This is a genomic window from Piscinibacter sp. PDB1-1, assembly GCF_056675995.1.
The window spans coordinates 757,706-781,376 of sequence record NZ_JBWVZJ010000001.1 but is presented as its reverse complement, the minus strand read 5'-3'; the positions used below and the strand labels follow the sequence as shown (position 1 = coordinate 781,376).

Sequence of the window (23,671 nt, the reverse complement as noted above, 5' to 3'; positions counted from 1 at the left end):
GCCGATAGCACTGCGATGGACACGACACGCGCCGTTGCGCCTCGAGCTGCCGGCGAAGCCTTGCCGCCCCAACTAGCCAAGGCCGCGCTCCGCCGCCTGGTGATGGAGCGCTTGGAGCCCACCCCGGAGAACTACGCCCGGGCCTACTACCAGGAGGCCGGCACTCAGCCCCCTGCCACACCCACAGCCTCCGCCGCACCGAGCCGCGAGGAGCTGGCGACGCAGGGCGCAGCGCTGGCCGGGCTGATCGAACGCGTGGTGCGTGGGGTTCAGCGCGGCGGACGGCAATGGACCACTGCCCGCAAGAAGGACAGCCTGCAACGCGTGCTCACGAGCTCGCGCAGCGACCCGCAGCGACTGCAGCAGAGGCTCGGGCAACTGTTGGCTGGCTGGGAGACCGACACCATCGAGGGCGCGGTCGATCCCGAAGCGATGGATGCCGTTGTCGAGCAACCTTGGGCCGACCCGACGCAACCGGCGCCGCTGATAGACGCGGCGGGTTCCACGCCGGCGGCAGACGAATCCACGCCCATCTGGCACGAGCTCATCGCGCACCTAGGCGGCACCCTGCAGCAGGCGTTGCCGCCGCCGCCCGCGCCCAGCAGCGAATTGGCCGACGAGCTGGCTGAAATCACCGCACGCATCCGTGCCCGTGGCCCGACGATCGGCCAGAGCGACGAGATCGACAAGCTGTGCAAACGCGCCGCGCGCGTGCTCGCACACCGCCATCACCTCATCGACCAGTTGAGCGGCCTGTGCGAGAAGCTCACCGCCAGCCTCACCGACCTGGCCGAAGACGAAAGCTGGGCGCAGGGCCAGTGCGAGGCCATGAAGAACGAGATCGAGTTCGGCCTCACCGCACGCAGCGTGCGTTCGGTGAACGAGCTGCTCGACAACACCCGCGAGCGCCAGCGGCAACTTCGCGTCGAGCGCGCGGCCGCGCAGCAGCAGCTCAAGCTGCTCATCACGCGCATGCTCAGTGAACTGGGCGAACTCGGCTCGCAGACGGGCCGCTTCCACGACAACCTCGGCCGCTATGCCGACGTGATCGAGAAGGCCGATTCGCTGGAAAGCCTGGCCGGCGTCGTGCGCGAGATGGTCGAGGAAAGCCGCACCGTGCAATCTCTGGTGAAGCTTGCGCAGGGCAAGATGCAGTACGAGCACGAGCGCGCCACCGACCTGTCGGAGCGCGTGGTCGAACTCGAGACCGAGCTTCGCCGCCTCTCCGAAGAAGTCTCGACCGACCAGCTCACCAAGATCGCCAACCGCCGCGGCCTGATGCAGGCCTTCGACGCCGAGAAGGCGCGGCTTGAACGCGAGGGCACGGCGCTGTCGATCGGTTTGCTCGACGTCGACAACTTCAAGCGGCTCAATGACGAGCTCGGCCACAACGCGGGCGACACCGCCCTGAAGTCGCTCGCCGCCGTGGTGAGCAAGGCCTTGCGTCCTATGGACCTGGTGGCGCGCTACGGTGGCGAGGAGTTCGTCGTGTTGCTGCCCAACACGCCCGTCGCCGAAGGCGAGCAGATCCTGACGCGGCTGCAGCGCTCGCTGAGCGGCGGCCTGTTCATGCACGAGCAAAAGCAGGTGTTCGTCACTTTCTCGGCCGGGGTCACCGCCTATCGGCCGGGCGAACGGATCGAAGTCGCCCTGGAGCGCGCCGACGAAGCCTTGTACGAGGCCAAACGAACCGGAAAGAATCGCACCTGCGTCGGGTGAGCCGTTTGCCCTACATTCACTGTCACCCTTCTCACGGAGAGCGCCATGACAGTTGAAAACAGCCTTGTGCATCGCAGCAAGACCCTCGCCCTGGCAGGCGCCGTGGTGGCGGCAGGGTTCATCTCGGGCTGTGCCTCGACGCAGCTCGACGCTCAATGGGCCGACCCCCAACTGGCCGCCAATGCACCGCTGCGCGGCGCGCGGGTGCTCGTCGTCTGCGAGGCCACCGATCTCGTGCTGCGACGCATCTGCCAAGACCAGATCGGCGCGCAACTTCGCATCTTCAATGCCACGCCAGTCGACGCGCCAGACGTGCCCGCGACCGGCCCGGTCACGTCCGCTCAGTACGTTTCAGCCGCAAAAACTGCCGGCGCCAAGGCTGTGATCGTGACCACCGTGGCCCAGAACAGCACCGTGGTCAGCCCGGGTTTCTCGATCGGCCTGGGCATGGGCGGCGGTGGCGGCAGCGGCTTCGGCGGCATGGGCGTGTCCGCGCCCGTGGGCGGTGGCGCCGTTTCGACCGGCTACGCGGCCAACGGCACGATCACCGACAGCGCGAGCGGCCGCGTGATGTGGACGGGCCGTGCAAGCGCCCCGCCGTCGAACGACGTGAACATGCAACTCGGTGACCTGGCGCGCGTGCTGGTCACCTCGGCGGGGAAGGCGGGGGTGTTCTGACGGGACTGGGCCTAACGTGGGGGCCCTGGCGGAAGCGGTGAGATTCGAACTCACGGACGGTTGCCCGTCGCCGGTTTTCAAGACCGGTGCAATCGACCACTCTGCCACGCTTCCTGGATCGAACACCTGCGAATGCAGGTGTGAGTGAGACCCGCGATTGTAGTCACCCCGGGCGCTGTGCCTGCTCGCACTTCACCTGGATGACTTCACGTTGGTCACCATCGATGCGCACGGCGGTGAGGTGCCCGCCCCAGACGCAGCCGGTGTCGATGGCCAGCAGGTCGGGTCGGTTCACGAGACCCAGCGTTGACCAGTGTCCGAAGGCGATGGGCACGCCCTGCGTCTGGCGCCCGGGCGCCTCGAACCAGGGGATGTGATCGGCGGTCGCACGGGCAGCGCTTTCCTTGGACTTGAGTTCGAGTGAGCCATCGGCCGAGACGAATCGGATGCGAGTGAGGGCGTTGACGGCGAAGCGCAGCCGCTCGGTGTCGCGAAGCGCTGGGTCCCAGATGGCGGGGTCGTTCCCGTACATGGTCGCCAGGAAGTCGCCTGCATCTGCGCCGCGCAGGCAGCGCTCCACTTCGCCGGCCAGCAGCAAGGTGGTGGCCGCGTCCCACTGCGGTGGTACACCGGCGTGAACCATCAGCCACCCGTGCGCCTGTATCGCCATCTGCTGCTGGCGCAGCCACTCGATGAGTTCGGGGCGGTCAGGTGCTTCGAGCAACTCGCCCAGGGTGTCGCTTCGGCCGACCTTTCGTACGCCATGGACGACCGCGAGCAGGTGCAGGTCGTGGTTGCCGAGCAGGCAGGTGGCGGCGCTGCCGAGCTTCTTGAGCAGGCGCAGCGTGCGAAGCGATGCCGGGCCGCGGTTGACCAGGTCGCCCAGAAAGTAGGCGTGGTCGCGCGAGGGAGAAAAGTCGATCCGTGCAAAGAGCCGCTCCAAGGCGTCGCAGCAGCCCTGGAGGTCGCCGATCAGGTAGTTCATGGCGACATTCTGCGGGCTTGTCGCGGTGGCGCAAGCGCACTCTGATACGCTTCCTTGCTTCTCGGTACGGCATTCCGGGTGGGCCCCGGTTCATGGATACAGCGCTTCTCGTCTTCCTGATCTTGCTCAACGGGTTGTTCGCCATGTCGGAGATGGCGCTCACCGCAAGCCGCCGGGCACGGCTGCAAGTGATGGTGGAGACCGGCGACGCCGGCGCCAAGATTGCCATGGACCTGCACGAGAACCCGACCAAGTTCCTGTCCACGGTGCAGATCGGCATCACGTCGATCGGTGTCTTGAACGGCATCGTCGGTGAAGCGGCCTTCTCGCAGCCGCTCTCGGTGTGGCTGATCGACAGCTTTCATGTGTCGGAGCGCGCGGCCGGCATCTCGGCCACGGGCCTGGTGGTGATGTGCATCACCTTCCTCACGATCATCTTCGGCGAACTGGTGCCCAAGCGCCTGGGTCAGATGTACCCGGAGGTGGTGGCCCGCTTCGTGGCCTACCCGATGGAGTGGCTCTCGCTGATCGCGCGGCCGTTCGTGCGCGTGCTGTCGTGGTGCACCGAGGGCACGCTGCGCCTGATGGGCATTCGCGGCGGCCCTAACCGGTCGGTGACTGAAGAAGAGATCGCCGCCAGCCTCGAAGAAGGGCTGGACGCGGGTGTGATCGAGGCGACCGAACACCAGATGGTTCGCAACGTGTTTCGCCTCGATGACCGCACGGTGGGCTCGATGATGATTCCGCGCACGGACATCGTCTGGCTCGATGTGGATGCCGAATCCGACGACTTGCTGCGCGCCATGGCGCAGGCCGAGCATTCGCGCTACCCGGTGTGCCGGGGCGGCTTGAGCGATGTGCTGGGCGTGATCTCGGCGCAGACGCTGTTGCAGCAACTCATGCAGGGCCAACCGCTCTCGCTCACCAGCAAGCTGCAGCCGCCGGTGTTCGTGCCCGAGACGCTGTCGGGCATGGAGCTGCTGGAGCAGTTCCGTGCATCGAGTGCGCAGCTCGTGTTCGTGGTCGACGAGTACGGCGAGGTGCAGGGTGTGATCACCGTGCGCGACGTGCTGGAGGCGATCACCGGTGAGTTCACCACGCCCGCGGCGGAAGACGCCTGGGCCATTCGCCGAGAAGATGGGAGCTGGCTCTTCGATGGCCTGATCCCGGTGCCGGAGCTGAAAGACCGGCTCGGCCTGCGGGAGCTGCCCGAAGAAGATCGCGGCCGCTACAACACGCTGGCGGGCATGGTCATGCTGCTGCTGGGGCGCTTGCCCAAGACGACCGACGCAGTCGAGTGGGAAGGCTGGCGTTTCGAGGTGGTCGACCTCGACGGCAAGCGCGTGGACAAGGTGCTGGCCTCGCAATTGCAAAACGCCACGGAATGACGCTGAGCCCTCGCATGCGCGCAGGCGCGGAGCGCGATGCTCAGGCGACTCGGGCCTGGTTCGCGAGGGCCTGATCGCTGCGCGACTCGGCGAGCGATGTTTCGGCGCTCTGCAGCAGTTCCTGGCCGGTGGTGCCGTCCAGCGGGTGAATGGCGTAGCCCACGCGGCAGGTGATGCGCAAGTTGCTCAAGGTGCGGTACGAGAAGCTGCGCTGCAATTCGGCGATCACGCGGGCCTTCATCGCAAAGAGGAAGGGCCTGCAGTCGCCGGCCGGGCCGCCGAGCAGCAGCACGAACTCGGTGTCGCCGAGGCGGAACACCTTGTCTTCTCGGCGGGTCAGGTGGCGCAGGCGCCGGTCGGTCTGGATCAGCACCTGGTGAGCGGCCTCGCGCCCGTAGTTCTCGATGAGGGGGCCGAAGCCGTCCAAGCCCACCTGCAGCAAGCACAGAGTCTGTTCGCGCGACTGCAGGTCTTGCGAAAGATAGTCGGCGCTCAGCGCGACCGACTCGGCGCCGCAGACGTTGGTCAGGCTGTCGCGATGAACCTTGAGCAAGGGCTCTGCGGTGAGCGAGCGCGGCCCGGTACTTGGGGAAGTGCGTTCGATGCGGTCGGTGCGACGGCGTGCGGGGCGGGTGGCTTGCGCGGTTTCGGCCATGGCGGGCAGGGCCGGCGTGGTCGGGGCGTTGCGGCGCGCCAGGCGATGTGCGATCAGGCCCACGGCGAGGCACGAGGCCCACACGGCCACGGCGAAAGCGCTCTGCGCTGCCGCGATCGCGCCGACGAGCGCCAGCGCACCGGGGGCGGCGCGCGTGGCGGCCGCCTGGGCTGGCGACCGGGTGTGCATCGGGGCGGTGGCGGGGCTGTTCATCGTGAGGGTTGCGCCCCGCTACATGCGTGAGCGCGTGTGCTCAATTGTCGAATGCGTGATCGGGCGATGTCGCGGCAATAAGCACGCTTTTTGCCGCTCTGTTCGAAACAGAGTGTGCTCAAAGCATCAGCTTGGCTGCGTAGCCCGTCATTTCGAGGTAGCCGCGCCCGACCACGCTGCCGTGCTCGTCGAGCAGATCGCTCAGGCCTTCCCAATAGAAGTTGCCGGTGCTGGCGCGGCTGTCGAGCTCCTGGGCGTCGAAGAGTGCGCGCACGGTGTGCCGGCCGGCCGGGGTTTCGATCATCCAGTCCACCGGGTAGCGGGCCTGCGACGCAGGGCTTTGCCAGACGCGCTGCGGCTCGAAGCGAACCTCATCTGCTGCGAAGACGCGCACGCTGCCGCCGGGGCGGCGCAGGCTGCCACCCGCGTAGAGCGTGCTGCCGTCATTGCGGCGCAGGCGGAAAGCGGTGAGGGCGCTGCCGTCGCCGAGGTTCATGCCGATCCAGTCCCAGCCCTGGGTGGCGGGGTCGAGCAGGGTGTCGGCCCATTCGTGGTCGAGCCAGGCGCGGCCTTGCACGGGTTGCGTGTGGCCGTCGACGGTGAGCGTGCCGCTGGCCGCCAGCTGTGGCTCGCTGTAGTAGTGGCTGGCCGATTCGGGGTGGGGGCCCTGGGGGGCGCTCTTTCGGGAGTAGCCGGCGTCTCCCTGCAGCAGCAGTGGCTGGGTGGGCTGCAGGCTGAGCCTGAGGGCAAACCCGGCGCTATCGCTCTGGAGCGTGGCGTCGTAGCGGCCGGTCACGTTGCGGCGCAGCGACCAGTCGCGCAACTGCAATCGGGTGTCGCCTGTGGCCGCCTCGGCGATGCCGAAGCCCGCACGGGCAATGCGCTGGTCGTGCCGCAGGCGCCGGCCCTGCACGTCGCTCAGCGCGGCGTGGGCGAACACGATCTCGTGAGCAGCGAAGCGGCTGCGCATCTCGGGCCCCAGGCCGGTACGGGTGCGAAAGAAGGTGAGCTGGAATCCATGGAGCCGCTCGCCGGCCTGCAGCGCGCCGGTGAGGTACCACCACTCGATGCGGGCATCGGGGTGAGCGCCGAAATCTGCGGGGAAAACCAGCGGGCGAGGCCGCACCGGTCCGCCCTGCGCCAGGGCGGGCCGCGGTGCGATGAAGGCGGCGTTGGCCAGAGCCCACAGCAGGTCTCGGCGTTTCATGTGGCCAAGCATGGCATGCCAGATCACAATGCAGGGTTCCCCTGTGCTTGCTGCCGATGACCCAATTCTCCCTGCCCGAAGACTTTGATCTGGGCGAACACTTCGATCACAGCACCCTCACCAAGGCCATGGCGCTCAAGCCGCAGCAGGCGGTGCTGGCCATGCAGGTCGACGGCCCGCGCCTCGTGACGCGGGTGCACGGCATCGGCCCGACGGCGCACCAGCAGAGCATTGCGTGGGTGAACGATCGCCGCCTGGGGCTGCGGCTCGAGGGCCGCTGCAGCTGCCCCGTGGGCGTCAACTGTCAGCATGTGGCGGCGGCGCTCATGGCCTACGAGGCCCAGCAGATCCGCATCAAACGGGGCCTGCCCGAGACGCCCGGTGTGGCCTCGCCCACGGTGCGCCCGGCCGACCCGCCGCCACCGGCCATGGTCGAACTCGGCACGCTGGCCCTCGTGCCCGTGCTGCGGCTCACGACCTGTGTGGACGTGGCCTCCGAGGCGCTGCTGCACCACCGCTATGGCTCGGCCACGTCGCGCAACACCACGGTTCGCCAGGGGGCGGCGCAACTCATCTACCGCTACCAGCCGCCAACCGGCAAGGCGCTGGACTACCACTTCCCGGCCGGCAGCGCGACCACCACGCTGGCCGAGATCAACGACCCGGCGCGGCCGGGGGGCGTCGTGATGGGGCATTTTCAGCGCCAGTCGCCGGCCGAGGCGGGCGCTTTTCGCACGTTGCTGGGTGAACTGGAGATGCGGCCCTGGAGCCTCTCGGCCGGCATGGCCATGGAGAGGCTCACCCGCTTGCAGGCCGCGCGGGTTCAGTCGTCGGTGCTGCCTGCGGCCATGGAAAACACGCCGATGCTGCTCGTGCCTCAGCGCCGCGAGCGCTGGCCCGAACTGCTGGCGCACCACATCCCTGCGCTCGAAGCGCGTGGCTGGGTGGTCGAGGTGGCAGCCGACTTCCCCTTCGAGCTGCACACACCTGACGAGTGGGATGTCGACATCTCAGAAGAAGCCGGCGGCAACTGGTTCAGCGTGGGCTTGCAGGTCAATGTCGAAGGCCAGCCGGTGAATCTGGTGCCGCTGCTGGTGAGCCTGGTGCAAAGCGGCTGGCTGAACGTCGATGCGGCCATGCGCCACGGCGACACGGGCGACGTGCTCGTGCCCTGGGGCAGCGACGCGCCGGCGCAGCCCGGAACCGCACCGCGCCAGCGCTTGCTGCGCCTGCCGGTGGTGCGTGTGGCGCCGCTCATGGAGTGGCTGCGCACGGTGTTCCGCCTGGGCGACCGGCCGCCGGCGTCGGCCCTGAGGTTGTCGCGCTTCGACCTGGGCACGCTCGAATCGCTGGCGAGCGGCGCTCGCGTGAAGGCGCCACCGAGCTTCACCGAGTTGATCGAGCAGGTGCGCCTGCTGGGCAGCGGCCAGAGCCTGCCGCCGGTCGAGGTGTCGCCGAACGTGCAGGCCACCCTGCGCCATTACCAGGCCGACGGTTTGTCGTGGATGAGCTTCCTGCGCAGCGCGCGCCTGGGTGGCATCTTGGCCGACGACATGGGCCTGGGCAAGACGCTGCAGGCGCTCGCCTTGCTGCAGGGCGAGCTCGATGCGGGGCGGCTCGACCGCCCCAGCCTCGTCGTCGTGCCCACGAGCCTGATCGGCAACTGGGAGACCGAAGCCCGCCGCTTCACGCCGCAGCTCAAGCTCGTGGTGCTGCACGGGGCGCACCGGGCGCGGCATTTCAAGAACATCCCCGGAGCGCATCTCGTCGTCACCAGCTACCCGCTGGCCATGCGTGACGTGGCCACGCTCGGCGCGCAGGAGTGGCATTACCTCATGCTCGACGAAGCCCAGCGCATCAAGAACAGCCGCAGTCAGGCGGCTGTCTCGGTGAAGGGCCTGAACGCGCGCCACCGGCTGTGTTTGTCCGGTACGCCCTTGGAGAACCACCTGGGCGAGCTGTGGAGCCTGATGGATTTCGTCTGCCCCGGATTGCTGGGCAGCGAGGCGCAGTTCCGCGAGCACTACCGCACCCCCATCGAGCGGCGGCACGACGTTCTGCGCGCGCAGCAGCTGGCCCGGCGCGTGCGGCCCTTCTTGCTGCGCCGTACCAAGCAGCAGGTGGCGCAGGAGCTGCCCGCCAAGACGGAATCGCTACTTCGCGTTGAACTCCACGGCACCCAGCGCGACCTGTACGAGACCGTGCGCGCCACCATGGACGGCAAGCTGCGCGACGTGATCGCGCAGCAGGGCCTGGCGCGCAGCCAGATCATGGTCCTCGATGCGCTGCTGCGCCTGCGGCAGGTGTGCTGCGATCCGCGCTTGCTCAAGCTCGGCGAGGGCCAGACCGACCCCGCGCGGCCGCACCATCCGTCGGCCAAGATGGAGCTGCTGCTCGACCTGCTGCCCACGCTGATCGAAGACGGCCGGCGCGTGCTGCTGTTCTCGCAGTTCACCGAGATGCTGTCGCTGATCGAGATCGAACTCGGCCGATTGAAGCTGCCCTACCTCATGCTCACCGGCGAGAGCAAGGACCGCGGCTCGCTCGTGGCGCGCTTCCAGCAGGGCGAGGTTCCGCTGTTCCTCATCAGCCTGAAGGCCGGTGGCGTGGGCCTGAACCTCACCGCGGCTGACACGGTGATCCTCTACGACCCGTGGTGGAACCCGGCCGTGGAGCAGCAGGCCATCGACCGCGCCTACCGCATCGGCCAGGACAAACCGGTGTTCGTCTACAAGCTGGTGGCCAGCGGCACCGTCGAAGACAAGATGCTCGAACTGCAGGCCCGCAAGGCCGGCCTCGCCGACGCGCTGATGGCCGGCGTGGCGAGCGATGCGGCGCTCACCTCGCAGGATTTCGACGAGCTGTTCAAGCCGCTGGGGGCGGATTGACTGCGCCGCCAATGCGCCTTTGGTCCTAGACCACCTGCTGTCTATACTGAAATAGATACAGTGGCCGCAAGGAGACCTCATGAGCACCAAGACCGCCAAACTCTTCACCAACGGGGGCAGCCAGGCCGTGCGCCTGCCGGCGGAGTTTCGCTTCGAGGGTGATGAGGTCTACATCCGGCGCGACCCGCGCACCGGCAACGTGATCCTGTCCAGCCGGCCCGAGCCCTCGTGGTTGGAGTTCGTGGCCTTGCGTCATCAGCTCGGCGACTTGCCCAAGGATTTCATGAGCGAGCGCGCGCAGGACACGCAGCGGCGCGACCCTTTCGATACCTGGGTGGAATGATGCTGTATCTGCTCGACACCAACACCGCCGCGGCCGCCATGCGCGGCACCGCGGGGCTGGACAGCCGACTGCAGCGCCTGCAGCCCGAAGACTGGTGCATCTCGGCCATCACGGCCGCCGAATTGCGCTATGGCGTGGCGCTCAAGGGCAGTGCCATCAAGCTGGAGCGCTACGTGGACGCCTTTCTGGCCGTGGCGCGTACGGAGCCCTGGGATGCCGACTGCGCAGAATTCCACGGCGTCGTTCGCGCTCAGCTCCGCGCGAAGGGGCATGCGCTGGGCGACTTCGACGAGATGATCGCGGCGCACGCGCTCTCGCTTGGCGCGGTGCTGGTCACCGACAACATGCGCCACTTCAAGCGCGTCGAGGGCCTTCGGGCAGAGAACTGGATACGCGGCTCGTGAGCGGCTGTGGCGTGATGCCGCGCGGTGTCACTGGGCGGTGCCGCTCACCCAGGCCTTGCGAATGACAGCGCCACACGCTGCGGATTCGTTGCCGCTGCCCGCCAGGTCCACGCGCGCGACCACGCCGTACCAGGCCTTGCCGGCATCGATCCACGGGTAGAAGCCGAATGCGCCTGCGCTGCTGAATGCGCCGTCTCCGCGGGTGGCATCGTCTTCCACCCAGTGTCCGAGGGAGTAGTTCCAGTTCAGGCCGTTGGTGATGGGTGTGCTCAGGGCACTCGCACAGGTATCGGGGTTGGTGCAGACCTTGTTGCTGCCGAGCAGGGCGCCCAGCCGCAGCTGGTTGCCAAGCAGCTTGCGCAAAAAGATCGCGTAGTCGCCTGGCGTGGTGCGCACGCCGCCTGCGGGCTGCGGCTGGCTGTAGCTGAGCGAAATCTCGGTGCCCAGCAGGCGGCGCAGCTCCGTGGCGAGCGCCGCGCTGTCGAGCGTGCCGAGTGCCATGCCACCGGGCAGGCTCGCGTGCTTCTGCATGTGTCCGCCGTTGTAGAAGAACTTGCCGACCGCGGCCGGTGCCTGCACGCCGTTGTCGCTGCGTGCGAGGCAGGAGTCGATGGTGTCGTTGGCGGTGCAGCCGATGGCTGCGAAATTCACGTAACCGCTCTGGAAGTGCAGGTACTGGACGTCTTCGGGCGTGAGCGCGCCGTTGCGCCGCTCGGCCACGTAGGCACCGTACAGCCATTTGGAGGCCGAGGCGATCGGCATCACGGTGCTGGCGGTGTAGGTGGTGGTGTTGCCGGGCTGGTTGACGGAGGCCGCCGCGAGGCGCTGTGTTCTGTCGCCGATCTCCCAGTAGAACGGTCGGATCGCCGTGCAAGCCGCGTTGTTCTGCGCGGTGGTTGTGGCCGCAGCGCTGCGCGCGGCCACGTCGGGTGCGGGCGCTGGGGTGTCATCCGAGCCGCCACCGCAGGCCGCGAGGGCCACCGGCAGCGCAAGCGCGATGGAGGGTTTCAGCAAGGCGTGGTGCATGGCGTCAGTGGGTCGTCTGGTCTGGCGAACAGGCTAACGAGTGATCGCAATCGGCGTGTTTCTCGCGTGCAAACCTGCGTTACCAATCGCTAACCGATGAAGCCGCCAATCCCCCAAGCACTCACCGCGCCATCGCGCTTCACGCCCAGCCGACACGCGATCCTCAGCGCCCCAGCGCCTTGACGCTGCCGCACTGCGCACCGAGCCAGCGGCCGGTCTGGCTCACGTTCACGCGTTCGGGCTCGCCCATCACCTCGGTATCAACGAGGGCCTGGCTGGTGTAGGCCGTGGGGCTCTGAAAGGTCACCGTCGCCTCGCCCTTGGCCGGAGGTGTGCTCGTGCAGGCGAACTTGAGCTTCATCGAGCTGCCGCTGCGCTCCGTCACCTCTTGCGTGCAATCGCCGGCCTGCTGCGGCACCACGCCGCGCTCGGCGTCTTCCTTGCTGATGCAGGCCTTGACGGCGCTGCCCGAGTCACCGAGCTGCACGCCTTGCTCGGCCATCATGTCTTCGACCGCCTTGCGCTGTTCGGGTGGCAGCCGCGCGAGCTGCTCCTGGGCCTTCTTCATCGCCGCCTCGGCCTTGCCCGATTGGCTCTTGATGGCGATGTTGATCTCCCACAGGCCCGGTTCGATCTTGGGGCCCGCGTTGCCCTGGGCCATCGCGCCGAGGCCTGTGGCCGTCAGCAGGGCGGCAATTGCGTATGTCTTCATCGGTCTTCTTCGCTCCGTGATGTGCGTTGCGGCCGCAAGTATGCAGAGGCCGGGAACGCCTGATGTTTCGTGCGGTCAACAGCATCCATGAGAATCTGGCGACCTTGTGTCCTGAAGTGTCGTATGCGCATGATTGTGTGGAACCTGTTCGTCGCCTGCGTGCTCTGCGTTGCAGCCACGTCTCACGCAGCCGAGCCCTCATGCCCCGACCGCAGCGTGGACGCCACCGGCCAGCCACTGCCGCGCCTGCCCAGCCTGCGCTACACCTGCGTCAAGCTGCGAAGCGGCCAGCCGGTGCTGATCGGAGAAGCCGGCGAGCAGCAGGCGCCGCCTGTGCTGCTGGTGCACGGCCTGGGCAACAACGCCCACCGCGACTGGGCAAACGTCATTCCTGTGCTGTCGCGCCAGTTTCATGTGGTGGCAATCGATCTCCCGGGCTTCGGCGGCACGCCAGCCGGGCCGCAGGGGTACTCGTTCCAGTCGATGGCCGCGGTATTGGGCGATGTGCTCGACTTCACGGCGCCCAAGCAGCGCGCCCACGTGGTCGGCCATTCGCTCGGCGGGGCCGTGAGCCTGTACTTTGCGCACGCGCGGCCCGAGAAAGTGGAGCGTCTGGTGCTCGTGGATGCCGCCGGCATCCTGCTCAAGATGGTCTTCGCCCAGCACATCGTCAGCATGCGCAGCCCGCAGTTGGGTATCGACTCGGTCGACCGCGTGCTCAAGGGGCTCGACGAGCGCATCAACCAGTTCCGCCGCGACATGTTCGGCGGGCTCGACGATCGCTTCGACTTCAGCCGTTGGCTCGCGCAGAACCCCGGCGTGCGCAACGTGCTGCTGGGGCGCTACACGCAGGTCGAAGCCGGCCTCGGGCTGGTCGAGCACGACTTCACCGCGGCGATCCGAGAAGCCCGGGCACCCACCACCATCATCTGGGGCGGCCGCGACCCGGTTGCGCCCTTGCGAACCGGGCAACTGCTGGCGGCCCGCATGCCCGATGCCCGGCTCCAGGTAATCGAGGGCGTGGGCCACACGCCGATGCAAGACGAGCCGCGCGCCTTCGTGCGCCTGCTGATGGATGCGCTGGTGGCCGCGCCGATGGCGCCCCGCTACGCGGTCGATATCCCGCTCGTCTCGCAAGGCGACGTGCGATGCCACAACGAGCCCGGCCGCCGATTCACGGGCAGCTTCGACACACTCACGCTCGACACCTGCACCAACGTTCGCGTCGAGAGTGCGCGCATCAAGAATCTGGTGGTGAAGGGGTCGACCGTCACGCTGAGCGACAGCCAGATCGACGCCGCCGACAGCGTGGGCTTGTCGGCACAGGACAGCCAGGTCACCGGCACCAGCCTGCGCATTGCGGGGCGGGTGGCGATCAGTGCCGATGCGAGCCGGCTCGATCTCGCCGGCGTGAGCGTCCAGGCAAGCGAGCAGGCGGTGGAGCTGCTCACGCCCAGCCGCTTGTACTTCTCGGTGAGCGACATCCGCGCCCCCGACTACACCGGCGACGCCCACTTCATCTGGCCACCGCCCGCCGACAAGCGCTGAACCGCGTGCGGCCCTCCCTGGCGTTCTGGCGTTAGCTCAGGATCAAGACCGCCGCCAAGGCAATGGCCCCAGGCAGTGCCTGCACATACAGGATCTTGCGCGAGGCCGTCGCCGCGCCATACACGCCCGCCACCACCACGCAGCCAAGGAAGAACAGCGCAATCGGCCGGCCCCCGCTGCCCAGGCCGAGCAGCAGCGACCAGATCAAGCCGGCCGCGAGGAAGCCGTTGTAAAGCCCCTGGTTGGCGGCCAGTGCCTTCGACTCGGCGGCGAACTCCGGCGTGGTGCCGAAGGCCTTGCGGCCTTTGGGCGTGTCCCACAGGAACATCTCCAGCACCAGGATGTAGAGGTGGAGGAGGGCGATCAAGCCCACGAGGACGGCAGCGATCAGCATCGAAATGGCTCCTTCAGCGAGTGGTCGCGAAGGTAGCACGCCGGTTCAGGGCATACCCGGCTGTGCAGTGCGCGGGCCGCCCCGCATAGTGGCTTGCAACCCGACTCTTGCGCTCGCCGCGCCGCGCCATGACCCAGGACTCCGCCCGCCGCCGCCTCCTGATGTCGGCGCTGGCATCGCCCGCATGGGCGTGGCCTGGCGGCGCTGCGTGGGCTCAGGGCTGGCCGACCCAGCCCCTTCGCATCGTGGCCCCGTTCGCACCGGGTGGGACGACCGACGCCCTTGCACGCATGCTCGCGCCCGAACTGCAGCGCACGCTGGGGCAGCCCGTGGTGGTGGAGAACCGGCCCGGCGCGGGCGGCAACATCGGGGCCGAAGAAGTCGCGAAAGCGGCGCCCGACGGCTACACGCTGTTGCTCGGCACCGTGGGCACGCATGCCATCAACGCGGCCCTGTATCGCAAGTTGCCGTACGACCCCGTCAAGGATTTCGCGCCGATCACCCTGATTGCCAATGTGCCCAACGTCCTGGTGATCAACCCGGAGAAGGCGCGCAGCGCCAGGATCGCCAACGTGACCGACCTGATCCGCTACGCCCGCAGCCACCCGCGTACGCTGAACCTCGCGAGTTCGGGCAACGGCACGTCGACGCAGCTCGCCGGCGACATGTTCATGTCGCTGACGGACACGCGGATGGTTCACTTCCCCTACCGGGGGTCGGCGCCGGCCCTGATCGACCTGGTCTCGGGCAGCATGGATCTGATGTTCGACAACCTGCCGTCGTCGATGCCGCACATCAAGGCGGGCCGGCTGAAGGCCCTGGCCGTCACGAGCAGCACGCGCTCGGTGGCACTACCCGAGGTGCCGACCGTGGACGAAGCCGGCGGAGGCTCGCTCAAGGGCTACGAGGCCACCGCATGGTTCGGCCTGCTGGCCCCGGCCGGTACCCCACCCGACGTGGTGAGCCGCTTGCAGCAGGTGATCGAGCGCGCACTCGGCGGCGCGCCCTTGCGCGAGCAGATGCTGGCGCAGGGGGCCATCCCGAGCGGCATGATCCCGTCGGCCTTTGCGCGGCTCATCCAGACCGAAACGCGCAAGTGGGCCCGCGTGGTCAAGCGCTCAGGCGCGCGCGCCGAGTAGCTGCCACAGGCGCAGCCCGACCCAGCGCCGCAGGCGGCCGATGAGGTGCGTGGCTGCCCGTGTTCAGGGCGTCGGATCGGGGCTCGCTGCAGCCACGCAACGCAGCTGGGCCTGCGTGCCCTGCGCGGCCAGGCGCAGCCAGCAGCTGCGTTCTGCGATGTAGGCGTCGCCTTCATGCAGCGTCAGCCGGGCTTGCCACGCGCGCTCGCCGAGCCAGTCGGGGCCCACGAGCACATGCACGCGGCCGCGCACGGCCACGAGAGATGAGCCGCGCGGCAATTGCAGCAGGCGCTCCATGCCGGGTGGGAGGGTGAAGGCGTCGGGGGTGTGAAGGCTCATGGTGTTCCGTTCCTGCCGTAGAGAAGAAAGCCGGAGCGCTGACTGAGGCGCTCGTAGTACGCGGCCACGGCTTCGAGCCGCGGCCGTTCCATCGGCGTCATGAACCAGCGGTGCGTGGACAGCCCGAGCACCACATCGGCCAGCGTGAAGGCATCGCTGGCCGCGAACGCGCCGGTGCGGGCCAGTTGGTCATCGAGCAGCTGCATCTGGTGGTTCCAGTCCGCGACGCTGGCGTCGACCGCTTGCGGGTCGGCATGGGCCGGGCTGCGCCGAACCAGGCCCATGAAGGCGTAGCGCCAGGCGTTGTTGAGTTCGGTGGCCTGCCAGTCCATGCACTGCTCGACGCGCGCACGGCCGGCGGCATCGGCCGGCAGCAGGTCGGTGCGCCCCGCGCGCTGCGCGAGGTAACGGCAGATGGTGTTCGACTCCCGCAGCACCAGATCGCCGTCGCGGAGCACGGGTACCAGGCCCGCGGGGTTGAGTGCAAGGAACGCGGGCGACTGCAAGGAGAGCGGCCCTTCGCCCCACGGCTCGTGAACGAAGGGCAGGCCCAGCTCGTGGCACAGCCAGAGCACCTTGCGAACGTTGATTGAAGTGGCCCGGCCGAGGAGGTGGAGCATGTCGATGGACGGCGTGTGGTGTCGATGCCGCAAGCGTAGGCAGAGCAGGCGCGCGCGAACAGGCACAGCCAGGGTTCGCGTGTTGCGTATCAGCGCGCGGTTGTCAGCGCTGTTATGGCGCCATAAGCTGCGATCTGTTCCGGTCCGGCGCCGCAGGGCGCGTGCAACATGGCTCACATGGATCTCCAGCCGCTCTACCAGCGCGTTGCGCACCACTACCGCGGTGCCATCCGATCCGGCGTGATGGCGCCGGGCGCGCGCATGCCCTCGGTGCGATCACTGACCCGGCTGCACCAGGTCAGCCTGTCGACCGCGCTGCAGGCCTGCCGCCACCTCGAAGACGAAGGGCTGCTCGAAGCGCGGCCGCGTTCGGGCTACTTCGTTCGCGTGCCACGGCGCGCCGCGATGGCGCCGGTGCGCGAACCCGACCCGGCACAGGCGCTGGATGCGGCGCAGTACGTCGGCATCCACGACCGCGTGTCGGCGTACGTGGCCCAAATCGAGCGCCATGCGGTGAAGGTCGACTTTGCTGCTGCCTATGCTGCGCCCGAGGCCTACGCAGGCGAAGCACTGCGCACGGCCGCCATGCGCGCGCTGCGCCGCCAGCCCGACCTGCTGGTGCGGCCTGCGGCATCACCCGGCGACGCCCGCCTGCGTGCGGTGCTCGCGCGGCGCGCAATCGAATCGGGCATGGCCCTCACGGCCGACGAGATCGTCGTCACCCACGGCTGCATCGAGGCGCTCAACGTGGCGCTGCGCGCGGTGGCCCAGCCCGGCGACACGATCGCGGTCGAGTCACCTACCTACTACGGCCTGCTGCAGGTGCTGGAGAGCCTGAACCTGCGCGCGCTCGAGATCCCCACCAGCCCGACCACCGGCCTGTCGGTCGAGGCGCTCGACCTTGCACTGCAGACGCACGAGCGCATCAAGGCCGTGGTGGTCGTGCCCAACTTCCAGAACCCGCTCGGCTGCGTGATGCCCGATGCGCACAAGCAGCGCCTGGTCGAACTGTGCGCGCGCCACGAGCTGCCGATCATCGAGGACGACACCTACAGCGCGCTCACCTCCGACGGCGTGCCCTTGAAGGCCGTGAAATCCTGGGACCAGCAAGGCGGCGTGATCCACTGCGCGTCGCTGCGCAAGACCTTCGCCCCGGGCATGCGCGTGGGCTGGATCAGCGGCGGGCGCTGGCACGCGCGCATCCAGATGCTCAAGTACGCGCAGTCGCGCGCCAACGAGTTGCTGCCGCAACTCGTCACCGCGGAGTTCGTGGGTTCCACCGCGTTCGACCGCCACCTTGCACGGCTGCGCCGCCTGCTCAAGTCACAACGCGAGCAGATGGCCGAGGCGATCGCCGGCTGCTTCCCGCAGGGCACGCGACTGAGCGTGCCCGAAGGCAGCCTGCTCTTGTGGGTGGAGCTTCCCGATCGCCGCCCGGCGCAGGCGGTGTTCGAGTCATCGTTGGCACGCGGCATCCGCTTCGTGCCGGGCTCGCTCTTCTCGAACTCGGGCCGCTACGACCACTTCATGCGCATCAGCTGCGGCTTTCCGTTCGATCAGGCCGCCGAGCAGGCACTTCGCGAATTGGGGCGCATTGCCGGAGCCTGAGCAGCGGGTGCGCTCGGTGAGCCGCGCCTCACGTCTGGCGTTCGGCGTCGGCCTTGCACTGCCGCTGGATGTTTGCCCAACCCTCGGCGCCCAGGTCCTCCAGCGTTTGCATGTTGTTCTCGAAGATCGCCTCGGCCTCGGGGAAGGCCGCCACGGCGCGGTCGACCGTCGCCTCGCGCAGCAGGTGCAGCGTGGGGTAGGGCGATCGGTTGCTGGCGTTGGTGACGTCCTCGGGGTCGGTGCCAGAGAACTGGTACTGCGGGTGGAAGCTCGCGATCTGCAGCACGCCCTCGTAGCCGCTGGCCACCAGGGCGGCATCGGCGATGTCGAGGAAGTCGTTGAACTCGAGAAAGTCGCCGAGCACGTGCGGGTGGATGAGCAGCGTCGTGTCGACCACGCTCGGGTCGGTGGCGGCAAGCTGGTGCATCTCGCTCACCAATTCGGTGAGCAGCGCTTCGGGGTCTCGCGCCTCGCTCACCACGTAGCGAATCTGGTTCCTGGCCTGTACCGCCTTGGCGAAAGGGCACAGGTTCAGGCCGATCACCGCGCGGGTGATCCAGGCCTGGGTTTCGATCAGGGCGGTGTCGGCGTTGTTCGGGTGCATGGCGGCAGATGATGTCATGGCGGTCGCGTCATACGCCTGCCACACCCGGCAGATAACGTGCCCGGTCTCACACTAGCCGAGGCTGCGCCCCATGACCACCGAAGACCGTGACCTCGTCCTGCGCATCCACGAAGACCTGCGCGACAGCTACGACGAAGAACTGGAACTCGAACTCGAAGACCGGGAGCACGAGGACTACGACGCTACACCGGATGACGCAGCCAAAGCAGCGCGCAGGCTCTACTTTCGCGAGCTGTTCCGTCTGCAGGGCGAGCTGGTCAAGCTGCAGGACTGGGTGGTCAGCAGCCGGCACAAGGTGGTGATCCTGTTTGAAGGCCGCGACGCGGCGGGCAAGGGCGGCGTGATCAAGCGCATCACGCAGCGCCTGAACCCACGTGTGTGCCGCGTGGCGGCGCTGCCGGCACCGAACGACCGTGAACGCACGCAGTGGTATTTCCAGCGCTACGCGGCGCACCTGCCGGCGGCGGGCGAAGTGGTGCTTTTCGATCGCAGTTGGTACAACCGCGCCGGCGTCGAGCGGGTGATGGGCTTTTGCACCGACGACCAGTACGAGGAGTTCTTCCGCTCCGTGCCGGAGTTCGAGCGCATGCTGGTGCGCTCGGGCATCCAGGTGATCAAGTACTGGTTCTCGATCTCCGACGACGAGCAGCGCTTGCGCTTCTTGGGCCGCATCCACGACCCGCTTAAGCAGTGGAAGCTGAGCCCGATGGATCTGGAGTCACGCCGCCGCTGGGAGGACTACACCCGCGCCAAGGAGATCATGTTGGCGCGCACGCACATTGCCGAAGCGCCGTGGTGGATCGTGCAGGCGGACGACAAGAAGAAGGCGCGGCTGAACTGCATCCACCACCTGCTGCACCAGATTCCCTACGAAGAGGTCGATCACCCGGCCATCGCGCTGCCTGAGCGCGAGCGGCATGACGACTACGCGCGCCGCGCCGTGCCCCCCGAATTGATCGTGCCCGAGCTGTACTGAAGCCCGCTCAGGCGAGCGCAGCGCCCGCCGTCTTGAACCCGCCGATCGCCGCCATCAAGCCCTGGGCTTGCTGACGCAGGCTCTCGGCCGCGGCGGCGCTTTCTTCCACCAGTGCCGCGTTCTGCTGCGTGCCCACGTCGATCGAGGCCACGGCTTGGTTCACCTGGGCGATGCCGCTGCTCTGCTCGGCGGTGGAACTGCTGATCTCGGCCATCAGGCTCGTCATGCGGCGCACCTGGGCCACGATGTCGCTCATCGACTCGCCCGCCTGGCCGACGAGCTGGCTGCCGGCCTCTACGCGCTCGACGCTGCTGCCGATGAGCCCCTTGATTTCCTTGGCCGCCTGCGCCGAGCGCTGCGCGAGGCTGCGTACCTCGGCGGCCACCACGGCAAAGCCTCGGCCCTGTTCGCCGGCTCGCGCCGCCTCGACGGCGGCATTCAGCGCCAAGATGTTGGTCTGGAAGGCGATGCCGTCGATGGTGCCGATGATGTCGGCGATCTTGCGGCTCGATTCGGTGATCTCGCCCATGGTCGTCACCACGCGCTGCACGACCTCGCCGCCGCGGCCGGCGGCCTGCGCGGCCGAGTGGGCCAGTTCGTTGGCCTGCTGCGAGTGCTCGGCGTTTTGCTGCACGGTGGAGGTCATCTGCTGCATCGAGGCGGCGGTTTCCTGCAAGGCGCTCGCCTGCTGCTCGGTGCGGCCCGAGAGATCCATGTTGCCTGAGGCGATCTGGTCCGATGCGGTGGCGATGCCGTCGGCCGATTGGCGCAACTGCACCACCATCGTCGCCAGGTTCTCGTTCATCTTCTTGAGTGCAGCGAGCAGTTGGCCGGTTTCATCATTGCGATCGACCACGATCCGGGAGCTCAGGTCGCCCGAGGCCACGGCCTCGGCCAGTTGCACGGCGCGGGTGAGCGGGCCCGTGATGGCCCGGCTGATCAGCAGGCCCAGGCCCACGGCGGCGAGCACCGCCACCACGCAGGCCAACACCATCAGTGCACGGTCGCGTGCGTAGGCGGCCTGCGCTGCCGCCACGCGTTCGCTGGCGAGTTGCTTGTTGTGATCGATGAAGTCGTTGTTGGCCTTGATGAGTGCGGCCAGCAGCGGTCGGCACTCGGCGTTCATCTTGGCGACGGCCTCTTCGCGGCGGCCTTCGAGCGCCATGCCGACGATGGCCAGTGCCACCGGCGTGTAGGCCGCATCGATCCGTTCGATCTCGGCAACCAGGCTGCGGTCACGCTCGCCCAGGTCGGCGGCATGCGACATCGCCTCGCGCAAGGCCTTGAGCGCGGCGTTCATCTCGTCGTGCGAGGCCTGCACGGCCTTGTGCTCCAGGTCTCGGTCCGCGGGCAGGCTCACGAGCACGAGATTGCGTGCGGCGATGGCCCGGCGCATGGCCGCACCACGAATGTCCTGCGCCAAGCTTTCGCGCTGCGCAACGCCCTCCAGGAAGCCTGTGAAGCGATCGTTGGCGCTGGCCAAGGAGCGAAGCGCCAGGGCGGACACCGCCAGCACGAAGACAGCCAGCAGGGCGAAGCCCAGCATCAGCTTGGACTTGACCCGAAGATCCCTGATGTTCATTCCCGATTCCCTCTTGTCGCCGACTGGCATGACGCGGCTGGTTGACGTGTAGGTCATATCGGCATGGCGCCGCCAGAAGTTGAAGAGAACTTGCGCGGGATTTCCTGGAGCGCTGTCACCAATCTTCCTTGACCGCGCGTGCCATTTCACGGGTGGCGGCGCCGCGGGCTGCCAAAGCGGCCGTCAAGGTGCCGGCAAGCACCACCGAGGTGCACAACAGGGCGAGGCGCCCCCAGGGCAGCGCCATCTCCATCGTCCAGTGAAAGCTCTGCGGGTTGACCACCTTCACCAGCACCACGCTGACCGCCAGCCCGAGCAGCAAGCCGAGCAGTGCGCCGGCGGCTGTCCACACCGCGGCTTCGGCCGCCACCAGGCGCAACACCTGCCGCCGGGTGAGGCCGAGGTGGGCCAGCAGGCCGAACTCCTTGCGGCGCGACAGCACCTGGGCCGAGTAGCTGGCCGCGATGCCGAACAGGCCGATCGCAATCGCGACGGCCTGCAGCCAGTAGGTGACGGCAAAGCTGCGGTCGAAGATGCGCAGTGACAGCGCGCGCACCTGCCCGGCGGTGGCGAACTCCAGCGTGGCGCCTTCCGGGCCGGCGACCGCTCGCAGGCCCTGCTGCACCGCGCCGGCGTCGGCACCGGGCTGCAGCCACAGGGCGAGGTCGTTCATGCGGGCGTCATGGGTGAGGCGTTGGTAGTCGGCAGCGTGCAGGGTGACGGCGCCGTGCTGGCGGGCGTAGTCGCGCCACACGCCGCGCACGAACACCGCCACGGGAGCGCCCTGCGGCGCGATGGGCAGCACCAGGTGGCTGCCGGGCTGGGCGCGGTAGAGCGACACCATGGCCTCGCTCACGTAGGCCGCCGTCTCGCCCGGCGGTAGCGGCAGCAGCTCACCGACCAGCGGCAGCTCCTGCGCGGGGTCGGCCAGCTCGCGCGAAATCACGGCCACCGGCGGTCGGTCGGGTGCGAGCTGCAGGCTGCTCACGCGCTGGGCCTTGGCGTGGCGCACGCCGGGCAGCGTGGCCGCACCGGGCAGCACGGCCTCGGGCAGCGTGATCAGTTCGCCGGCGCTGCTGCTGGCCGCGGCGCGCACGTACAGGTCGGCCGGCAGCACGGTGTCGAGCCAGTGCGTCATCGAGTCGCGAAAGCTCGTCACCATCACCGTGAGCGCGACTGCAAGGCTCAGGCTTGCCACCACCGCTGCGACGGCGATCGTGGCGGCTTGCCGCTCGTGGCGTGCGCGCGAGAACGCGAGCAGGCCGAGCGCGTGCCGCGGCGTGGGCAGCACGCGCAGCACCGCGCCCACGCCCGCCGGCACGCAGGCGATGCCGCCGAACAGCAGGCAGGCGACCGAGGCGTAGGCGGCGAGCGGCAGCTCGGCCACCGGTGGCAACAAGGCGAACACCACGCCGATCAGCAGCAAGGCGGGGCCGAATGCGGGGTGCGCCGGCCCGCCCGAACTGCCCAGGCCCTTGATGGGAGGGCCGGTGCCATCTGCTGCGCGGCCCGCGCCGGCCACCAGCCCCCAAGCAGCGCGGCGGCGATGCCCAGCGTGCCGTACACGAGCGCCGCAACCGCGCTGAACTGCAGCACCGGTGTGACGCCCGGGAAGTAGCCGCCGCCCAGGTCGCCCGCGAGCAGGCGCAGGGCCAGCGCGGCGAGCGCGCTTCCCAGCGCCAGGCCCAGCGCGCTGCCCACGACGCCGAGCACGGCCGATTCGGCCAGCACCAGCAGCATCCGATCGCGTGCGCCCAAGCCGAGTACGCCGAGCAGCGCGAACTGCGGCTGCCGCTTGGCCACCGAGAGCGAAAGAATCGAGAAGACGAGGAAGGCGCCCGTGAAGAGCGCCACCAGCGCCAGCACCGTGAGGTTCACGCGGTAGGCCCGCGACAGGTTCGAGACACGTTGCGCCGCTTCGTCCGGCGAGGCGGCACGCACGCCGGGCGGCAGTGCGAGTGAGCGCAGCACGGCGTGGCGGTCGGCGCCGGCGCGCAGGCGAACGTCGATGCGGCTCAGGCGGCCGACCCAGCCGAAGCGCTCTTGCGCGCCGGCAATGTCCATCACCGCCAGCGGCGGGCCGCCAGCGGCCACACCGCCGCGCACGGGCAGCCGGGCGTCGCCTTGGGGTGTCTGCACACGCAAGGTGTCGCCCCCCAGCCGTTGCCGTGCGGGCGCGTTGAGGAACAGGGCGGCCGGGTCCAGCCAGCCGAGCCGGTCACCGGCTTGCGCGGGTTGCGGCAGCAGCGCGGGCGACAGCGCGCCCGCCACCAGCGCATCGAGCCCGATCACGCGCAGCGGCACGCGCTGGCCCTGCGCATCGAAGGCGTAGGTGTCGATCTCGACCACCGGGCTCGCCCACGCCACCTGGGGGTGCTGCGCCGTGCGCGCGTAGAGCATCTCGTCGAACCCGCTGCGCTGGCCGCGCAGTTCGAAATCAGGCTGGCCATTGACCGAGCGCACCGCCGAGCTGAACTCGCTGAGCGCGGACTGGTTGATGAGGTGCACCGAAAACGCCAGCGCCACGCCGAGCATCACCGCGAGCAAGGCCGCCACGTGGCGCCATGGTTGGTGGCGCACCTCGGGCCACGAAAGCTGGCGAAGCAGGCGGCCCCGCATGGC

At 68.6% G+C, this 23,671-nt stretch carries 20 protein-coding genes, 1 tRNA gene and 1 pseudogene; 10 read left to right on the top strand and 12 right to left on the bottom strand.

Annotation, left to right across the window (positions count from 1 at the left end; translation table 11 throughout):
* Positions 1–15: 15 nt before the first annotated feature.
* Positions 16–1,719, top strand: a complete 1,704-nt coding sequence (locus AC1KAR_RS03490) for a sensor domain-containing diguanylate cyclase (protein ID WP_480314561.1) — start codon at positions 16–18, stop codon at positions 1,717–1,719.
* 45 nt (positions 1,720–1,764) lie between these two features.
* Positions 1,765–2,397: a hypothetical protein gene (locus tag AC1KAR_RS03485; RefSeq protein WP_480314560.1), complete on the top strand. Its 633-nt coding sequence runs from the start codon at positions 1,765–1,767 to the stop codon at positions 2,395–2,397.
* 26 nt (positions 2,398–2,423) lie between these two features.
* Here AC1KAR_RS03485 and AC1KAR_RS03480 read toward each other — a convergent pair.
* Positions 2,424–2,511 (bottom strand) — tRNA-Ser (locus tag AC1KAR_RS03480).
* Positions 2,512–2,560: 49 nt separating this feature from the next.
* Positions 2,561–3,382, bottom strand: a complete 822-nt coding sequence (locus tag AC1KAR_RS03475; RefSeq protein WP_480314559.1) for a symmetrical bis(5'-nucleosyl)-tetraphosphatase — start codon at positions 3,380–3,382, stop codon at positions 2,561–2,563.
* Positions 3,383–3,474: 92 nt separating this feature from the next.
* Here AC1KAR_RS03475 and AC1KAR_RS03470 point away from each other — a divergent pair, with 92 nt between their 5' ends.
* Entirely contained in the window at positions 3,475–4,770 is a 1,296-nt protein-coding gene (locus AC1KAR_RS03470) for a hemolysin family protein (protein WP_480314558.1), read from the top strand.
* A gap of 40 nt (positions 4,771–4,810) precedes the next feature.
* On the opposite strand, the gene AC1KAR_RS03465 is transcribed toward AC1KAR_RS03470, so the two are convergent.
* Positions 4,811–5,638 (bottom strand): diguanylate cyclase domain-containing protein, encoded by an 828-nt coding sequence (locus AC1KAR_RS03465; RefSeq protein ID WP_480314557.1) that lies wholly within the window; start codon positions 5,636–5,638, stop codon positions 4,811–4,813.
* Positions 5,639–5,756: 118 nt separating this feature from the next.
* Complete coding sequence (locus AC1KAR_RS03460) at positions 5,757–6,845, bottom strand: lipocalin-like domain-containing protein (protein WP_480314556.1); 1,089 nt, start codon at positions 6,843–6,845, stop codon at positions 5,757–5,759.
* 56 nt (positions 6,846–6,901) lie between these two features.
* Here AC1KAR_RS03460 and AC1KAR_RS03455 point away from each other — a divergent pair, with 56 nt between their 5' ends.
* From AC1KAR_RS03455 to AC1KAR_RS03445, 3 genes are all read left to right on the top strand, one after another.
* The gene (locus AC1KAR_RS03455) at positions 6,902–9,733 is read left to right on the top strand and encodes a DEAD/DEAH box helicase (protein WP_480314555.1); all 2,832 of its coding nucleotides are present in this window, start codon (positions 6,902–6,904) and stop codon (positions 9,731–9,733) included.
* 79 nt (positions 9,734–9,812) lie between these two features.
* Positions 9,813–10,076, top strand: coding sequence for an antitoxin (locus tag AC1KAR_RS03450; RefSeq protein WP_480314554.1), 264 nt, complete (start codon positions 9,813–9,815; stop codon positions 10,074–10,076).
* Positions 10,076–10,480 (top strand): type II toxin-antitoxin system VapC family toxin, encoded by a 405-nt coding sequence (locus AC1KAR_RS03445; protein ID WP_480314553.1) that lies wholly within the window; start codon positions 10,076–10,078, stop codon positions 10,478–10,480. Before AC1KAR_RS03450 ends, AC1KAR_RS03445 begins: the two co-directional genes overlap by 1 nt.
* Before the next feature lie 27 nt (positions 10,481–10,507).
* Here the strand turns inward: AC1KAR_RS03445 and AC1KAR_RS03440 are convergent, their stop codons facing one another.
* Together AC1KAR_RS03440 and AC1KAR_RS03435 are read right to left on the bottom strand one after the other, a co-directional pair.
* A complete protein-coding gene (locus AC1KAR_RS03440; protein ID WP_480314552.1) occupies positions 10,508–11,506 on the bottom strand; it encodes a hypothetical protein in 999 nt (332 codons plus the stop codon).
* Between the two features lie 163 nt (positions 11,507–11,669).
* Positions 11,670–12,218 carry a DUF3617 domain-containing protein gene (locus AC1KAR_RS03435; RefSeq protein WP_480314551.1) on the bottom strand — a complete coding sequence of 183 codons (549 nt, stop codon included), beginning with the start codon at positions 12,216–12,218 and terminating at the stop codon, positions 11,670–11,672.
* Between the two features lie 123 nt (positions 12,219–12,341).
* Here AC1KAR_RS03435 and AC1KAR_RS03430 point away from each other — a divergent pair, with 123 nt between their 5' ends.
* Positions 12,342–13,766, top strand: coding sequence for an alpha/beta fold hydrolase (locus AC1KAR_RS03430; protein ID WP_480314550.1), 1,425 nt, complete (start codon positions 12,342–12,344; stop codon positions 13,764–13,766).
* A gap of 31 nt (positions 13,767–13,797) precedes the next feature.
* Here the strand turns inward: AC1KAR_RS03430 and AC1KAR_RS03425 are convergent, their stop codons facing one another.
* Positions 13,798–14,160 (bottom strand): DUF1304 domain-containing protein, encoded by a 363-nt coding sequence (locus AC1KAR_RS03425; protein WP_480314549.1) that lies wholly within the window; start codon positions 14,158–14,160, stop codon positions 13,798–13,800.
* Positions 14,161–14,288: 128 nt separating this feature from the next.
* Between AC1KAR_RS03425 and AC1KAR_RS03420 the strand changes: the two genes are divergently transcribed.
* Complete coding sequence (locus AC1KAR_RS03420; protein WP_480314548.1) at positions 14,289–15,299, top strand: Bug family tripartite tricarboxylate transporter substrate binding protein; 1,011 nt, start codon at positions 14,289–14,291, stop codon at positions 15,297–15,299.
* 63 nt (positions 15,300–15,362) lie between these two features.
* On the opposite strand, the gene AC1KAR_RS03415 is transcribed toward AC1KAR_RS03420, so the two are convergent.
* Both AC1KAR_RS03415 and AC1KAR_RS03410 read right to left on the bottom strand, forming a co-directional pair.
* Positions 15,363–15,638, bottom strand: a complete 276-nt coding sequence (locus tag AC1KAR_RS03415; protein WP_480314547.1) for a hypothetical protein — start codon at positions 15,636–15,638, stop codon at positions 15,363–15,365.
* A complete protein-coding gene (locus AC1KAR_RS03410; RefSeq protein ID WP_480314546.1) occupies positions 15,635–16,258 on the bottom strand; it encodes a glutathione S-transferase family protein in 624 nt (207 codons plus the stop codon). Before AC1KAR_RS03410 ends, AC1KAR_RS03415 begins: the two co-directional genes overlap by 4 nt.
* 177 nt (positions 16,259–16,435) lie before the next feature.
* Here AC1KAR_RS03410 and AC1KAR_RS03405 point away from each other — a divergent pair, with 177 nt between their 5' ends.
* Positions 16,436–17,866 carry an aminotransferase-like domain-containing protein gene (locus AC1KAR_RS03405; protein ID WP_480314545.1) on the top strand — a complete coding sequence of 477 codons (1,431 nt, stop codon included), beginning with the start codon at positions 16,436–16,438 and terminating at the stop codon, positions 17,864–17,866.
* 28 nt (positions 17,867–17,894) lie between these two features.
* Here the strand turns inward: AC1KAR_RS03405 and AC1KAR_RS03400 are convergent, their stop codons facing one another.
* Entirely contained in the window at positions 17,895–18,488 is a 594-nt protein-coding gene (locus tag AC1KAR_RS03400) for a DUF1415 domain-containing protein (protein ID WP_480314544.1), read from the bottom strand.
* Between the two features lie 73 nt (positions 18,489–18,561).
* Here AC1KAR_RS03400 and ppk2 point away from each other — a divergent pair, with 73 nt between their 5' ends.
* The gene (gene ppk2, locus AC1KAR_RS03395; RefSeq protein ID WP_480314543.1) at positions 18,562–19,467 is read left to right on the top strand and encodes a polyphosphate kinase 2; all 906 of its coding nucleotides are present in this window, start codon (positions 18,562–18,564) and stop codon (positions 19,465–19,467) included.
* 7 nt (positions 19,468–19,474) lie between these two features.
* Here ppk2 and AC1KAR_RS03390 read toward each other — a convergent pair whose 3' ends face one another.
* Both AC1KAR_RS03390 and AC1KAR_RS03385 read right to left on the bottom strand, forming a co-directional pair.
* A complete protein-coding gene (locus tag AC1KAR_RS03390; RefSeq protein ID WP_480314542.1) occupies positions 19,475–21,049 on the bottom strand; it encodes a methyl-accepting chemotaxis protein in 1,575 nt (524 codons plus the stop codon).
* A 115-nt stretch (positions 21,050–21,164) separates the two neighbouring features.
* Positions 21,165–23,668 (bottom strand): annotated as a pseudogene (locus AC1KAR_RS03385) (FtsX-like permease family protein).
* Between the last annotated feature and the right edge of the window lie 3 nt (positions 23,669–23,671).